Raw genomic sequence first — 15,398 nt, 5'->3', positions numbered from 1 at the left:
TCATGAAAACCAAGAACCAGCTTGCCCTTGCGCCGTGGGTTTTCACCATCGGGTTCTTTGTGCTCTGGGAGGCGATCTGCCGGGGACTGAAGATCTCGAGCTTCATCCTGCCGGCCCCCTCGACGATTCTTCTGGCTGTCTGGGAGTACCGTAGCCAGCTCGCCTATCATGCCATGCACACCCTCTGGATGACGCTGGCGGGCTTTGCTCTTGCGGTCGGCTTCGGCCTTCTGCTCGGGATGCTGCTCGGCTCCTCGCGGCTCATCAACGCGGGCACCTATCCGCTGCTGGTGGGCTTCAACTCGATCCCGAAGGTGGCGGTGGTGCCGATCCTCGTGTTCTGGTTCGGTGTGGGCTGGGTGCCGCCGGTCATGACAGCCTTCCTGATCTCGTTCTTCCCCATCGTGGTGAACGTCGCCACCGGCATCGCGACCGTGGAGCCGGAGATGGAGGACGTGCTGCGGGCGCTCGGCGCCTCGAAGGGCGACATCGTCTTCAAGGTCGGCGTGCCGCGCGCCATGCCCTACTTCTTCGGCTCGCTCAAAGTGGCGATCACGCTTGCCTATGTGGGCTCCGTCATCGGCGAGCAGAACGCCTCGAATGTCGGCATCGGCAACCTGCTCACGCGGGCTTCCGCTGCCTTCGAGGTGCCTCTCGTCTGGGCCTCTCTCCTGGTGCTCGCGGTGCTCGGCGTCATCATGTATGCGATCACGGCCTATGCGGAGCGCTCGATGACCGGATGGGCGCAGCGCTCGCAGATGGCGGCCTAGCGCCGGAGTGACAGCGGATTGTCCGAGAGCGCCGCCGCATCCGGCTGGTCGACGGCGGGTTGGCCCAGGAAGGCGTTCCAGAGCTTCTCCACGCTCTCCCGCTCCAGATCGTCCACGATGAGAACGATGCGGCTGCGCCGGTCGTCGCTCGGCCAGCGCGGCAGCACGGCCGGCACATGGATCACGTGCTGCACGCCATGGATCACCACCGGATGATCGGGATCTTCGGCCAGGGCGACGAGCCCCTTCACCCGCAGGAGCTTTGCGCCTTGCGACGAGCGCAGGAGGTCGAGGAACATGTCGAGCGTGCCCTGGCGGATCGGCTGATCGCTCGTGAGGCAGAAGGCGCGGATGCGTTCGTCGTGGCGGTTCACGTCGTGATGATGGTGGTGATCGTGACCGTGATGATGATGCCCGTGCTGGTGGGCATGGCTTCGGTGCTCCGCCTCTTCCACGGCCTCTGTCTTCAGCCATTCGGCCACATCGGCGATCTTGCCTTCGAGGTCGAACAGTCCGCCGGCGATGACGGCCTCGGCCGGAGCATCCGGCTCCAGCAGGATCGCGCCGGGATTGAGCTGCTGGAGCCTCTCGCGCAGTTCCGATAGCTTTGCGGCATCCTCCACGAGATCCGCCTTCGTGATGACGATCCGCTCGGCTACCGCCGCCTGTTTCACGGCCTCCCGGTGGGAATCGAGGGTCGCGGCCCCGTTCACCGCGTCGATGACGGTCACCACTCCTTCCACGGCGTAGCGCATGGAGAGATAGGGGTGGTAGAGCACCGCATGGAGGATCGGCGCTGGGTCCGCGAGGCCCGTCGTCTCGATGACCACGCGCTTGAACGGCATGATCCGCCCGTTATCGCGCTTGCGTAGGAGGTCCTCCAGCGTCGCGATCAGGTCCCCGCGCACGGTGCAGCAGAGACAGCCGGCGGACAGCAGCACCATGCCCTCGTCGACCGTCTCCACCAGCAGGTGGTCGAGGCCGATCTCCCCGAACTCGTTGATGATGACCACCGTGTCCTGCAGGGCCGGATCCTCCAGAAGCCTGTTGAGCAGGGTGGTCTTTCCTGCGCCGAGGAAGCCGGTGAGGATCGTCAACGGCAGGGGCGGGGGAGGGGCGAGGGGCTTGTCCGTCATGTCTCAATCCGCAATAGGCACGAGGGGCGCATCCTTATGGCGGCGCTGGTCCAGGAGAACGTTGGTGACGATGGCCGTCAGTACAAGGACTCCGCCGATGATCTGCAGCGGTCCCATGCTCTCGCCGAGAATGAGCGTCGAGGAAACCGCTGCGACCACCGGCTCGGTGCAGTAGATGATTCCGGCCGCGACCGCCGTGATGCGCCCGAGCGCCAGGAACTGCAGCACGAAACCGAAGAGATAGCCCCCGATCGTCATGGCGACGGCGAAGGGAGCGGCCGCCAGGGCCGAGGGAGGAACGAGCTGGCCGGCAGTCCAGCTGATAAGGGCGGCCGTCGGCAGGACGAGGAGGTGGATCCAGAATACCTTCGCCACCACTCCGGTCCGGCGGCAGCGTGCGGCGGCGAAGAATTGCGTCGCCGTTGCGATGCTCGCCCCGAAAGCCAGCGCTAGGCCTCGCCAGTCGAGATCCCCGAAGGCCGGGCCGACCACCAGGGCGACGCCGATGGTCGCGACGGCCACGACGCCGAGCAGGGCCGGGGTGAGCCTTGTCCCCTCCACCAAGGGGCTGGCCAACACGATGAGGATGGGGAAGGTATAGAACACCACCGCCGCCACGGTGACCGGAATGTAGGCCACGGACGAGAGATAGCAGATGCCCACGAGCGCAGTGGCGACGCCGAGCAGGAGCAGCGTGCCGCGCTCCTCCCGGGCCATCTTGAGGGAGCGCCGGGTGACCAAGGCGACGACGGCGACAAGCGCCAGCATCAGGAAGACCCGGTAGACCACGATGGCCGACCCGCTCGCCCCGGCAAACGACGCCATGCGGGCATAGACGATGTTGAAGCCGTAGAGGCTCGCCGAGGCGAGAGCGAACAGCAGGCCGGCATTGGGGGAGGAGCGCGTCATGTCCGGATTCGGTTGTGAGGCGGCACCGTTGGCGCGGATGGGCCCGAAAAGCAAGGGCGGTCGCGCCCTGAGGAGTCCTCTCCGCCGTCAACCATTCCAGCAAGAAAGAGCGCCTTGTCCCAGCGGTAGCTCCCTGTTCGGAGAGTAGCCAGGCCTGAAATCCTCCGCACAAGCTTGACCTTAAGCCGCAGGATCATGCGGTCTGGTAGATGAGCGAAAGGACATCCCGTGGGTACACCACTTCCCGCAGGGCCTGTTTTCAGGATCAGTTCCGTCGATGGATATTCGAACGAGCGCAGCGTCGCGACGCTGAAGGACGGCACTTTCGTCGTCACCTGGGTCGACAGCGTTAGGGTTGAGGTCGCGAAGGGCGTCTTCCAGACCCAGACCACCGTTCGGGGTCAGGCCTTCTACGCCAACGGCGATAAGCTCGGGGAGGAGTTCGTCGTCAGTCCGCCCAAGGCAGGCACGTCCTCCGCTCATCGCGGGCTCCAGGTGACTGCTCTCAAGGATGGCGGGTTTGCCGTCTCATACAGCCATACACCGGATGGCGGCTTCGTGAATGAAGACGTCTGGCTGCGTGTCTATGAAGCGGATCGGAGCGCCAGCGCTGAGATCGTGGCGACGCAAGACGCTACGGGCTGGCAGGGACTGCCTGTGATTACGGCTCTGAATGATGGCGGATTCACGCTGTCCTATCTTTCCAACGTCGAGGGCGTCGGCAGTAGTGTTCTCCAGACCCAGCGATATGACGCCAATGGAGCGCGGCTCGATACCGGCAAGACCGTCGTCAGTCCTTCAGCCGACTTCCAGAATATCGTCACCCTGAGGGATGGCAACGTCGTCATCGCTTATGAGAATTTCGACAGCGGGGAACTGGAAGCTCATATCTACAGGCCCGACGGCTCGGAGATCACGCAGGCAGGTGGCTTCATCATGCCGAACACCTTGGATGGCTATCAGCTCAGTCCCTCTCTGGCAGCGCTCGCGGACGGACGGTTCGTCGCCGTGTGGACCCAGAGCATTCCGACTGGGAATGATACATCCGCCAATTCGATACGCGGGCGCATCTTCAATGCGGATGGAACGCCTGCCGGTGATGATTTCCATATCAACTTCAAAACCGAAGGCGCGCAGAGGCTTGCTACAGTGGCTGCCCTACCGAATGGGGGATTTGCGGTCGCCTATGACGACATGGAAACGACGTCCATAGGCAGCGTCCGGGTCGCCGTGTTCGGCTCCGACGGCGTTCGCGCCGGAGATGAAATCGTGGTCTCTTCGAGCGGGCAGGTCAGGATCAAGGGCGCTTCGATGTCGGCTCTGTCAGATGGCAGGCTGCTGATCTCCTGGACGCAGCTCGATCAGTCGAACAAGCCCTATATCGCCGCCCAAGTCCTGGACCCGCGCGTCGAGGCCCTGAACTGGGCCGGCTCGGACGAGGAGGACAATTATGTCGGAACCCGCTTCGACGACATACTGAAGGGCGAGGCGGGAAAGGACCGACTCTACGGCAGCAGCGGTTCCGATCTTCTCGACGGCGGCAGCGGCGCCGACCGTCTCGACGGCGGCACGGGGAACGTCATCTTCTTCATCGACAGTACCGCGGATGCGGTGATCGAAACGGCCGGCGGCGGATCCGATACGGTCTATGCCCGCACGACCTATTCCCTCGCCAGCGGAGCCGAAATTGAGACCTTGAGGCTGTCGGGCGTGTCGAGCAGTTCGTCCGCGAGCCTGGCCGGTTCGGATACGGCCAAAAAGATCGTCGGCCATGCAGGCCGCAACAGCCTGAAGGGGCAGGGCGGCGAAGACAAGCTCTGGGGCGGAGCGGGCAACGACTCGCTGACCGGCGGCACGGGCAAGGACGTCTTCGTGTTCGACGCCAAGCTCTATTCGGCCAAAACGAACAAGAAGAAGAACCTCGACAAGATTGCCGACTTCAGCACCCGTGACGATACGATCTGGCTCGACAACAAGGTGTTCATGAAGGTCGGCTCGGGCTCGGAGAAGCGGCCGAAGAAGCTGAAGAAGACCTATTTCGAGGTGGGCTTCGAGGCCGACGACCGGAACGACTACATCATCTACGATAAGAAGAAGGGCATCCTCTCCTATGACGCCGATGGCTCGGGCTCGAAGGATGCGGTCGAGTTCGCCCGGCTCAAGAAGGGCGCGGTGCTGAAGTACACCGACTTCTACGTGATCTGACGGCCGCCACATCTCAGAAACGCAAAAGCCCCTCGCCTCATTCAGGCGAGGGGCTTTTCATTGCCTCTCGAGGAAGGTCCTCTTTGTAAAGGCTCAGTTCGTCTTGGTCGACTTTGCGGAGGCATCCGCCTTCTGCGATTTGGGCTTCGCCGCGGCCTTGTTCGTCACCGGCTTCACGCTGATGCTGGCGCGCGGCTCGTTCTTCTTGGTCGTGGCCTTCGAGGTTGTCGCTTTTGCAGGGGCGGCCGAAGCTTTCTTCTTCGTCTGCGTCTTAGGCTTTGTCTTCGCCTTGCGAGCTTTTTCGGCAGCCGCCTCTGCCTCGGCCTGGGCTTTCAGCTCGGCTTCCGTGGGTGGGTTGAGGCCGATCCAGACGCGCTCCGGCTGGACGGCCGTGCGGGGGCCGAGCACCGTGCGCACGGGCTTCTGGGTCTCGCCGGCGAAGGCCATCACGTCGGAGGAGAAGAGATTGGGCACGCCCGTATTTTCCTCAGCCACAGTCGGGCTGTCCTCCTCCTTCGGCATCGGGCCCTTGCGGTCGCAGATGACCGAGCGCATGTCCGGCGGCGTGTGCGTGGACGAGGCCGGCAGGGCCGTCAGCTCCGGATTGGTGAAGTTCAGCTTGGTGTTGAAGCCCCGGTCGAAGAGTTCGGCCGCCTGCATCGTGCGCTCGTTGGCGGACGGCGCACCGAGCACGATCGTGATGAGATGGCGGCCGTTGCGGGTGGCGCTTGCCACCACATTGAACCCCGAGGAGCAGATGAAGCCCGTCTTCATGCCGTCCGCGCCGGGATAGCGGCCGATCAGGCCGTTGGTGTTGCGCATGATCCGGCGGCCGAACTGCACCGCTCCGATGTGGAACAGGTCCTGATGCTCCGGAAAATCGCGCAGCAGGGCGCGAGCCAGGATGGCCATGTCGCGCGCGGTCGTCTGGTTGCGTTCGTCCGGCAGGCCGTGCGGGTTGGCGAAGCGGCTGTCCTTCATGCCCAGCCGCTGGGCGTGGGCGTTCATCAGGCTGGAGAAGCCGTCGATGGAGCCGCCGATATTCTCGGCGATGGTGGCGGCGACATCGTTCGCCGACTTCACCATCATGATCTTGAGCGCATTATCGAGGCGGATCTGGGTGCCCGGCTTGAAGCCCATCTTGGAAGGAGGCAGGGCTGCGGCGCTCTCGGTCACGGTCAGGAGCGTATCCATGCTCATCCGACGGGAGCGAATCTGGTCGAGCGCCACGTAAGCGGTCATCAGCTTGGTGATGGAGGCCGGGTACCAGGGATCGGTCGCGCGCTCCGCGTGCAGAACCCGGCCGGAATCGACCTCGACCACGAGGGCGGGGCCGCCGGCCAGCGCTGAGCCGCTGACAAGCGCGGCCAGAGCAAAAAATGTCACGCGGAGGGCTCGGCTTACGTTCATACGGAACGACTCCTTGCTTCGTTCGACGGTAGGAGAGGGGATCGAACAGCCCCGCTTAGGCCAGCAGGGTTATTTTTAGGTACCAACCGCAGGCTTGGCTAGGGCGGAACCGTGTATTGTTCGTTATCATCAGTCCTTTGTAAGGAAATCCGTGGCAAGAGAGTGGCAAGAGCGGCGCGCTTTGAAGATCGGCTATGAATCTTTCCCTTCTCTGGATCCCCGTGACCCTTGCCGCTGCGGCGGCGCAGACAGGGCGCAACGCTACGCAGCGGCGGCTGACCGAGACGATCGGAACCGTGGGCGCGACCCAGGTGAGGTTTCTCTACGGCTTTCCCTTCGCGCTCCTGAGCCTGACCGGCGTGACGCTTGCGACCGCTGAGGACGTCCCGGGGCCGAACACGGCCTTCTTCGCCTATGTCCTCGCCGGCGCGCTGGCGCAGATCCTCGCCACCGCCCTCATGCTGTCCGCCATGCGGGAGCGCTCCTTCTCCGTGGTGACGGCCTATACGAAGACCGAGCCGGTGCAGGTGGCCGTGTTCGGGCTCCTGATCCTGGGCGATCCCCTGACGCCCGCCATGGCGGGCGCCATCCTCATCGCTACCGCAGGTGTTTTCCTGATGTCGGTCAAGCCCGGCACGAAGCTCACCGCATCCGGTCTCCGGCCCGTCCTCTTCGGGATCGTTTCCGGCGCCTTCTTCGCCCTTGCCGCCATCGGATTTCGCGGAGCCATCCTGTCGCTCGGGGAAGGCACGTCCCTGATGCGGGCCACCACCACCCTGGCCTGGGGACTCGGGCTCCAGACGGCGATCCTGCTCGCCTGGCTCGGCCTTTTCGACCGCAAGGCGCTGCTCGCAAGCTTCAGGGCTTGGCGCCCCTCTCTGGGTGCGGGTTGCCTCGGGGCTCTCGCCTCCCAATTCTGGTTCCTTGGCTTTGCGCTCACCACGGCCGCGAACGTACGCACGCTTGCCCTCGTGGAGGTCCTGATGGCGCAGGCCGTGTCCCACCGTTTCCTGGCGCAGGCCACCACACGCCGGGAGATTGCCGGCATGGTTCTGATCGTGACGGGAGTAGGGCTCCTCCTGATGGCGCACCGATAGCTTGTGACGGAGACAGGTCGATGTTATCGAATGACATTGCATTTGTGGTGTCGGCCTTGGAATTCATTCGATGACCGCTGCTCCTTCCCCCGCGCCGTCGCAGCCTGCCTACCGGATCCTGGAAGCCGGCGATCCCGCTCCCTGGTTCCACCAGAACTCCACGAGCAATCCGAATTTCGCCTTCGACACGGTGGCCGGGCGCTACATCGTGCTCTGCTTCTACGGCACCGGCTCGGACGAGGCCGGGCGCGGCGCTCGCTTCGTTCCAGGAGCAGCACCGCGCTCTCTTCGACGATGACAAGATTGCGCTCTTCGGGGTGAGCTGCGATCCCGCCGACCAGTCCGAGGGCCGCGCCAAGCAGATCGTCCCGGACATCCGCCATTTCTGGGACTTCGGCGGAAAAGTCGGACGCCTCTACGGAACGCTGCCGCACGACGCAAAACCCGGCTCCGCCGGCATTCCCGTCCGGCGGTTCTGGATGGTGCTCAATCCGACTCTGCGTATCCGCGCGGTCTTTCCCTTCGAGGAGGACGGCAGCGACCGGGACGAGGTGATGGCTTACCTGCGCGCCCTGCCGCCCGTCGACCGGTTCGTCGGCTTCGAGGTGCCGGCTCCCGTCATCATCATCCCGGATGTGTTCGAGCCGGAGTTCTGCCGCCACCTGATCTCGCTCTACGAGCAGCACGGGGGCGAGGAATCAGGCTTCATGCTGCGCGAGATCGACGGCAAGACGGTTCCCATGCAGGACCGCAGCCACAAGAGCCGCAGGGATTACACGATCACGGATCCGAACCTGATCCAGCAGGTGCAGAGGCGCATCATCCGGCGCGTGAACCCGGAGATCGAGCGGGTCCACTTCTTCAAGCCGACCCGCATGGAGCGCTACATCGTATCCTGCTACGCGGCAGAGGACGGCGGCCATTTCCGCGCGCACCGGGATAATACCACCAGGGGCACTGCCCACCGGCGCTTCGCGGTCTCTATCAACCTGAACGGCGATTTCGAGGGCGGCGAGGTGAGTTTCCCCGAATACGGCTCGCGCGGCTACAAGGCGCCTCCGGGTAGGGCCGTGGTGTTTTCGACGCCGCTGCTCCACGCGGTGTCCAAGGTCACGAGCGGCCGCCGCTTCGCCTTCCTGCCCTTCATCTACGATGAGGAGGCGGCCAAGGTCCGCGAGGCGAACAACGCCTATCTCGGAGAGGGCGTCGCGGCCTATAAGGCTTAACCGCCCGTCTTGCGGAACGGCGAAGCGAGGTCCATTCTCAAGGACAAAGGAATCTTGAGGAGACATCCATGACAGCCTGCATCGTCGGCTGGGCCCATACGCCCTTCGGCAAACTCGACGCGGAATCGGTCGAGTCGCTCATAATCCGCGTCACCAACGAGGCGCTGGAACATGCCGGGATCGGGCCGGAGGATGTGGACGAAGTGGTGCTCGGCCATTTCAACGGCGGCTTCTCCCCTCAGGAGTTCACGGCCTCCCTGGTCTTCCAGGCAAGCGACAAGTTCCGCTTCAAGCCGGCGACCCGAGTCGAGAATGCCTGCGCCACGGGTTCGGCGGCCGTGCACCAGGCCATCAAGTCCATCGAGGCGAAGCGCGCCAAGACCGTGCTCGTGGTCGGCATCGAGCAGATGACGCGGACCCCGGGCCCTGAGATCGGCAATGTTCTCCTCAAGGCCTCCTACCTGCCGGAGGACGGGGAGACCCAGGGCGGCTTCGCCGGGGTCTTCGGTCAGATCGCCGGCCGCTATTTCCAGCGCTACGGCGACCAGTCCGATGCGCTCGCCATGATCGCCGCCAAGAACCACAAGAACGGCGTCGATAATCCCTATGCGCAGATGCGCAAGGATCTCGGCTTCGACTTCTGCCGCGCCGAGAGCGAGAAGAACCCTTATGTGGCCGGGCCTCTCAAGCGCACCGACTGCTCGCTCGTATCGGACGGGGCGGCGGCCATCGTCATCACCGACACCGAGACGGCCTTGCGCATGCCGCGCGCGGTCGCCTTCCGGGCGGCGGCCCATGTGCAGGACTTCCTGCCCATGTCGAAGCGCGACATCATCCAGTTCGAAGGCTGTGCGGAGGCCTGGCGGCGGGCGCTGGCCCAGGCAGGCGTCCAGCTCTCCGACCTCTCCTTCGTGGAGACCCATGACTGCTTCACCATCGCCGAGCTCATCGAGTACGAGGCGATGGGCCTGACGGCTCCGGGCCAGGGGGCGATTGCGGTCAAGGAAGGCTGGACGAACCGGGACGGCAAGCTGCCCGTGAACCCTTCAGGCGGCCTCAAGGCCAAGGGGCACCCCATCGGCGCGACCGGAGTTTCCATGCATGCGCTCTCCGCCATGCAGCTCTGCGAGGAGGCCGGCGGCATCCAGGTGAAGAACCCGGTGCTCGGCGGCATCTTCAACATGGGCGGCGCGGCGGTAGCGAACTACGTGAGCGTGCTCGAGCGGATCAAGTGACCAAGCGCAAGGTGCCCGGCCATCCCCGCCGAGGCTGAGCGAGGGAAAGGGCGCCTAGGCCCCTTATTCCCCCGGCGCCTTGGCTCGGATGGCCAGGGCGTGCAGTCCTCGATCGAAAGCCTCCTTCAGCGTCGCGTTGACAAGGCGGTGACGCTCGACCCGGCTCTTGCCGGAGAAGGCTTCCGATACGATATGAATGCGGAAGTGAGTTTCGCCGCCCTCCCGCCATCCGCCATGGCCGCGATGCTGCTCTGATTCGTCGGTGACGGTCAGTTCGACCGGGTGCAGGCGCTGCTGCAGAGTCTGTGTGATCCACTGAGTGAGGGTCATGCTGAAAAATGAAACCTTTTTGAACGGGTCTGCGGCGAAAAGCTCTCAGGCCTTGGCTCCGGGCCTCAACCCTCTCATAATCGCTGCATCATGGATCTCAATTCACCTCTTTTCGACCGTATCCGGATCAAGCCTTCCTGTGAGGAGCCGCAGGAGACGAAGGGGCCTGTCTGCGAGCATCCGTCCTGTAAGGCGGCGGGCGAGTTCCGCGCTCCCAAGGGGCGCAGCCATGAAGGGCAGTACTGGCGCTTCTGCCTGCAGCATGTGCGCGAGTACAACGCTTCCTACAACTATTTCGCCGGCATGTCCGACTCCGCGGTCGCAGCCTACCAGAAAGACGCCATCATCGGGCACCGCCCGACTTGGGCCATGGGCGTGAATTCCTCCGGCAAGCCCGAGAGCGAGGACGGAAAGCCCGGGCCGCGCGACTGGGGGTATTTCGATCCGCTGGGGATCCTGAATGGCGAGGACTTCACCCAGGCCCGGAAGGCGCGCCGGGCACCGGAAGCGCCCAGGCGGCCGCGCTACACGGGAGCGGTCCGCCGCGCCCTGGACGTGCTCGGCCTCGACGAGACGGCCGATGGACCGGCCATCAAGGCTCAGTACAAGACCCTGGTGAAGCGCTTCCACCCCGATGCCAATGGCGGCGACCGCTCCTTCGAGGAGCGCCTGCGCGACATCATCAAGGCGCACGACACCCTCAAAAGCGCCGGCCTTTGCTGAGGCGGCTCCGTTTCATGCAGCCCCGCCAAGCATTTTAGGAAATTGCACCATCTCGCCGTGGGGTTTAAGAAACCCATGGCACATCGTAACTCAGACCTATCCGACCGAGAGGCCCCTTATGACGGCACACACCGAGACAGCGTTTCAGACGCCGGACATGAAAGTGTCCGTGCGACAGGTCTTCGGCATCGACTCGGATCTTGAGGTCCCGGCCTTCTCCCAGGCGGAAGAGCATGTGCCCGATCTCGATCCGGATTATCTTTTCGACCGCGAAACGACCCTCGCGATCCTCGCCGGCTTCGCCCGCAACCGCCGCGTGATGATCACGGGCTATCACGGCACCGGCAAGTCGACCCATATCGAGCAGGTAGCGGCCCGCCTGAACTGGCCCTGCGTGCGCGTGAACCTGGACAGCCACGTGTCGCGCATCGACCTCGTGGGCAAGGACGCCATCGTGCTCCAGGAGGGCAAGCAGGTCACCGCCTTCCAGGACGGTATCCTGCCCTGGGCGCTCCAGAACAACGTGGCCCTCGTCTTCGACGAATACGATGCCGGCCGCCCCGACGTGATGTTCGTGATCCAGCGCGTGCTGGAGCAGTCGGGCAAGCTGACCCTTCTCGACCAGAAGCGGGTCATCCGACCTCACCCGTCCTTCCGCCTCTTCGCCACGGCGAACACGGTGGGCCTCGGCGACACCTCGGGCCTCTATCACGGCACGCAGCAGATCAACCAGGGCCAGATGGACCGGTGGTCCATCGTCACGACCCTCAACTACCTGCCGCACGACAAGGAGGTGGACATCGTCCTCTCCAAGGCGAAGCACTACCAGGAAAGCCCGGAGGGCCGGGACACCGTCAACAAGATGGTGCGCGTCGCCGACATGACCCGCAGCGCCTTCATGAACGGGGACCTCTCCACCGTCATGAGCCCGCGCACGGTGATCACCTGGGCCGAGAACGCCGAGATCTTCGGCGATACGGGCTTTGCCTTCCGCGTCACCTTCCTCAACAAGTGCGACGAACTGGAACGCACCCTCGTGGCCGAGTTCTACCAGCGCTCCTTCGGCAAGGAACTGCCGGAAAGCGCCGTGAACATGGTGCTGAGCTAAGCAACGGTCAGGCATCCTCATCCTGAGGAGCGTAGCGTCTCGAAGGATCAGGATGCCTGACCAGAGTTTTCTGGAAGCGCCCTCCTTCGAGACGGCCTGTGGCCTCCTCGGAAAGAGGGCTTATCGGAAGCAACAGGCAAGAATGTCCATCTCGAACCGCAAGCCAGGTGAGAAGAAGGAAGCGCCGGCGGAGCCGCTGAAGCGCTCCATTGCCGGCACCATGAAGGCAATCGCGCGCAAGCCCGATCTCGAGGTCGCCTTCGCCTCCGACCGCCCGGCCCTGATGGGCCAGGACAAGGCCCGCCTGCCGGAGCCGCCCCGGCGGCTGACCTCGCAGGACGTGGCGATCCTGCGCGGCAATGCGGATTCCATGGCGCTTCGCCTCGCCTGCCACGACACTTCGCTCCACCGCAAGCTCGCTCCGGAGGGCCAGGCGGCCCGCGCCGTGTTCGATGCAGTCGAGCAGGCCCGCGTCGAGTCCATCGGCTCGCGGCGCATGGCGGGCGTTTCCTCCAACATTTCGGCCATGCTGGAAGACCGCTATCATCGCGGCGGCAAATACGAGGAAATCACGGACCGCGCCGATGCGCCCATCGAGGATGCGCTGGCGCTCATGGTGCGCGAACGCCTGACCGGCGAGAGGCCTCCGCCGGCCGCCGCCAAGATCGTGGACCTCTGGCGCGATTTCATCGAGGACCGGGCGGGACGCGATCTCGACGGACTTCTCAAGAACATCGAGAGCCAGCGCGACTTCGCCCGCGGCATCCGCGAGATGCTCACCTCCCTCGACATGGCCGATGAATCCTCCCTCGATGCGGAGGACGAGGAGAACGAGGAGGAGAACGAATCCGAGCAGGACCAGCAGCAGCAGGGCGAGGGCGAATCCGAGCAGGATTCGCAAGGCGACCGCGCCGAGGTCGAAGTCAGCGAGGATGCGAGCGAGGATATCGAGGAGGGTGCGACGGAAGACGCCGATGGACCCTCCGGCGAAATGCCCGAGGAGGCCGATGAGGCGGATTCGGAGGATGCCGGCGAGTCCTGGCGTCCGCCGTCCCGGACCAACGAGACGCGCGGGCCGGACTACAAGGCCTTCACGCACAAGTTCGACGAGGTCACCCATGCGGAGGACCTCTGCGATGCGGACGAGCTGACGCGCCTTCGCGCCTATCTCGACAAGCAGCTCGCCCATCTCCAGGGCGTGGTCGGCCGCCTGGCGAACCGCCTGCAGCGCCGCCTCCTGGCGCAGCAGAACCGGGCCTGGGAGTTCGACCTGGAGGAGGGAACGCTCGATCCCGTGCGCCTGCCCCGCATCATCATGGATCCGTTCCAGCCCCTCTCGTTCAAGCAGGAGCAGGATACGAACTTCCGCGATACGGTGGTGACCCTCCTCATCGACAATTCCGGCTCCATGCGCGGACGTCCCATCACCGTGGCGGCGACCTGCGCCGATATTCTCGCCCGCACGCTCGAGCGCTGCGGCGTCAAGGTCGAGATCCTCGGCTTCACGACCCGCGCTTGGAAGGGCGGGCAGTCGCGCGAGATGTGGCTGCAGAGCGGCAAGCCTGCCAATCCAGGCCGCCTCAACGATCTGCGCCACATCATCTACAAGTCGGCGGACGCGCCTTGGCGGCGCGCGCGCAAGAACCTGGGCCTGATGATGCGCGAGGGCCTGCTCAAGGAGAATATTGACGGCGAGGCTCTCGACTGGGCGCACAAGCGCCTGCTCGGCCGGCCCGAGCAGCGGCGCATCCTCATGGTGATCTCGGATGGCGCGCCGGTGGACGACTCGACCCTGTCGGTCAATCCCGGCAACTATCTCGAGCGGCACCTGCGCTACATCATCGAGGAGATCGAGACCCGCTCGCCGGTCGAGCTCATCGCCATCGGCATCGGCCACGACGTGACGCGCTATTATCGCCGCGCCGTGACCATCGTCGATGCGGAGGAACTCGGCGGCGTGATGACTGAGAAGCTGGCGGAACTCTTCGAAGAGAACGGGCCTCAGGCTTCTCGCGCGGGAGCGCCCCGCCGCAGGGCTTACGCTTGAGGCTGACCCGGCGAGGCTTCCTGATTGGTGGTGGCGCGGCCGTCGCCGTGGGGGCTACGGGCGCCGCCATGGCGCAACGGCCGCAGGCCTTCGACGGCGCTACCGCGATCAAGGTCACGGCCGAGCCCATCAGCCGCTTCTCCGTCTCCGATCCGGACCGCAGCCGCTTCGGTGCTCTGCTGTTCCGCTCCGGGCTTAACCTGAAATCCCCCGTCTCGGCTTTCGGCGGCTTTTCCGGCCTGTGGCGCTCGGAGAACGGGCGCGACATCGTCACGCTGGCCGACAATGCGCAGATTCTGAGGGCCCGCACCGAGATATCGGACGGGCAGCTCTCGGGTCTCGCCGATACGGTGATGGCGCCTCTGCTGCTGAGCGGCGGGAAGCCCGTGAGGCGCTCGCGCTTCTACGATACGGAAAGCCTCACGATTGTGGGGCGCACGGCTTTCGTGGGCGTGGAGCGCAACCATGCCGTCATCCGCTTCGAGCGCAGCAGCACAGGCGGGCTCGTACGGGGCGCTCCCATCACCGCGCCCGAGGAACTGAAGGAACTGGCGGGCAATGCGGGACTCGAAGCCATTGGCGTCGCGCCCAAGACGTCGCCGCTGGCAGGGGCTGTCGTGTCCGTCGGGGAGCATGCGCAGGGCTTCATCCTGACGGGTCCGCGCAAGGGCCGGTTCGACGTGGTTCGCTCAGGCGGCTACAACGTGACGGATCTCGCCTTCCTGGATAGTGGCGACCTTCTCGTCCTGGAGCGCCGCTTCTCGCTTTTCGGTTTCGGATGCCGCCTGCGCCGGATCGAGAGGGCCGCCATCCGGCCGGGTGCGCGGGTCGACGGCGAGACCCTCTACGAGAGCGAGCCCTCGCACCAGATCGACAACATGGAAGGGCTTTGCGTGCACCGTGAGGGCGGCGAGACCATCCTGACCCTCATCTCGGACGACAATTTCAGTCCTCTTCAGAAAACCCTGCTGCTGGAATTCGTCCTTTCGGAAGGGTGAGTCGCTGCCGGAGAGGGCCGGTGCCTCTTCCTCCTTGTGCATTTGCGCCTTTTCTCATCTCACGCTGCCTGCCGCCGCTTCCTGAGATCCATTGAAGCCTGCAGCTTCGCTCCCGTAAGCTTTCCAAAGAGGAGCCCGATGCCATTCGGCGCATCGAGGACCCGTTCGGGAGGCTGTTGGACCGGTGACGGCAAGAGCGATCTT

The 15,398-nt window shown here is 64.7% G+C and carries 14 protein-coding genes; 10 read left to right on the top strand and 4 right to left on the bottom strand.

What is annotated here, in order from left to right; genetic code table 11:
- The first annotated feature begins 2 nt into the window (after positions 1–2).
- Positions 3–770: an ABC transporter permease gene (locus LG661_RS03085; protein WP_230530402.1), complete on the top strand. Its 768-nt coding sequence runs from the start codon at positions 3–5 to the stop codon at positions 768–770.
- On the opposite strand, the gene LG661_RS03080 is transcribed toward LG661_RS03085, so the two are convergent.
- Complete coding sequence (locus tag LG661_RS03080; protein WP_230530401.1) at positions 767–1,906, bottom strand: CobW family GTP-binding protein; 1,140 nt, start codon at positions 1,904–1,906, stop codon at positions 767–769. The two genes, LG661_RS03085 and LG661_RS03080, sit on opposite strands and share 4 nt — an antisense overlap.
- A gap of 3 nt (positions 1,907–1,909) precedes the next feature.
- Positions 1,910–2,815 (bottom strand): DMT family transporter, encoded by a 906-nt coding sequence (locus LG661_RS03075; protein ID WP_230530400.1) that lies wholly within the window; start codon positions 2,813–2,815, stop codon positions 1,910–1,912.
- A gap of 228 nt (positions 2,816–3,043) precedes the next feature.
- On the opposite strand from LG661_RS03075, the gene LG661_RS03070 reads away from it, so the two are divergent.
- Positions 3,044–5,020, top strand: coding sequence for a calcium-binding protein (locus LG661_RS03070; RefSeq protein ID WP_230530399.1), 1,977 nt, complete (start codon positions 3,044–3,046; stop codon positions 5,018–5,020).
- A gap of 93 nt (positions 5,021–5,113) precedes the next feature.
- Here the strand turns inward: LG661_RS03070 and LG661_RS03065 are convergent, their stop codons facing one another.
- Positions 5,114–6,430, bottom strand: coding sequence for a D-alanyl-D-alanine carboxypeptidase family protein (locus LG661_RS03065; protein ID WP_230530398.1), 1,317 nt, complete (start codon positions 6,428–6,430; stop codon positions 5,114–5,116).
- Between the two features lie 194 nt (positions 6,431–6,624).
- On the opposite strand from LG661_RS03065, the gene LG661_RS03060 reads away from it, so the two are divergent.
- The 4 genes from LG661_RS03060 (at position 6,625) to LG661_RS03045 (ending at position 9,988) form a co-directional block, all read left to right on the top strand.
- Positions 6,625–7,527, top strand: a complete 903-nt coding sequence (locus LG661_RS03060) for a DMT family transporter (RefSeq protein WP_230530397.1) — start codon at positions 6,625–6,627, stop codon at positions 7,525–7,527.
- Between the two features lie 70 nt (positions 7,528–7,597).
- Positions 7,598–7,825 carry a hypothetical protein gene (locus tag LG661_RS03055; RefSeq protein ID WP_230530396.1) on the top strand — a complete coding sequence of 76 codons (228 nt, stop codon included), beginning with the start codon at positions 7,598–7,600 and terminating at the stop codon, positions 7,823–7,825.
- Between the two features lie 19 nt (positions 7,826–7,844).
- Positions 7,845–8,753 carry a 2OG-Fe(II) oxygenase family protein gene (locus tag LG661_RS03050; RefSeq protein ID WP_230530395.1) on the top strand — a complete coding sequence of 303 codons (909 nt, stop codon included), beginning with the start codon at positions 7,845–7,847 and terminating at the stop codon, positions 8,751–8,753.
- 68 nt (positions 8,754–8,821) lie between these two features.
- Positions 8,822–9,988, top strand: coding sequence for an acetyl-CoA acetyltransferase (locus LG661_RS03045; RefSeq protein WP_230530394.1), 1,167 nt, complete (start codon positions 8,822–8,824; stop codon positions 9,986–9,988).
- A 63-nt stretch (positions 9,989–10,051) separates the two neighbouring features.
- Here the strand turns inward: LG661_RS03045 and LG661_RS03040 are convergent, their stop codons facing one another.
- The gene (locus tag LG661_RS03040; protein ID WP_230530393.1) at positions 10,052–10,318 is read right to left on the bottom strand and encodes a BolA family protein; all 267 of its coding nucleotides are present in this window, start codon (positions 10,316–10,318) and stop codon (positions 10,052–10,054) included.
- A 90-nt stretch (positions 10,319–10,408) separates the two neighbouring features.
- On the opposite strand from LG661_RS03040, the gene LG661_RS03035 reads away from it, so the two are divergent.
- From LG661_RS03035 to LG661_RS03020, 4 genes are all read left to right on the top strand, one after another.
- The gene (locus LG661_RS03035) at positions 10,409–11,041 is read left to right on the top strand and encodes a J domain-containing protein (RefSeq protein WP_230530392.1); all 633 of its coding nucleotides are present in this window, start codon (positions 10,409–10,411) and stop codon (positions 11,039–11,041) included.
- A 118-nt stretch (positions 11,042–11,159) separates the two neighbouring features.
- Positions 11,160–12,149, top strand: coding sequence for a cobaltochelatase subunit CobS (gene cobS, locus LG661_RS03030; protein ID WP_230530391.1), 990 nt, complete (start codon positions 11,160–11,162; stop codon positions 12,147–12,149).
- Between the two features lie 142 nt (positions 12,150–12,291).
- On the top strand, positions 12,292–14,196 hold the full coding sequence (cobT, locus tag LG661_RS03025; RefSeq protein WP_230530390.1) for a cobaltochelatase subunit CobT: 1,905 nt from the start codon (positions 12,292–12,294) through the stop codon (positions 14,194–14,196).
- A complete protein-coding gene (locus tag LG661_RS03020; protein ID WP_230530389.1) occupies positions 14,193–15,194 on the top strand; it encodes an esterase-like activity of phytase family protein in 1,002 nt (333 codons plus the stop codon). Before cobT ends, LG661_RS03020 begins: the two co-directional genes overlap by 4 nt.
- The last annotated feature ends 204 nt before the right edge of the window (positions 15,195–15,398 follow it).

Source organism: Microvirga roseola, from assembly GCF_020866965.1.
GTDB lineage: Bacteria > Pseudomonadota > Alphaproteobacteria > Rhizobiales > Beijerinckiaceae > Microvirga > Microvirga roseola.
The sequence above is the reverse complement of the archived record's forward strand: the minus strand, read 5'-3'. Positions and strand labels throughout refer to the sequence as shown.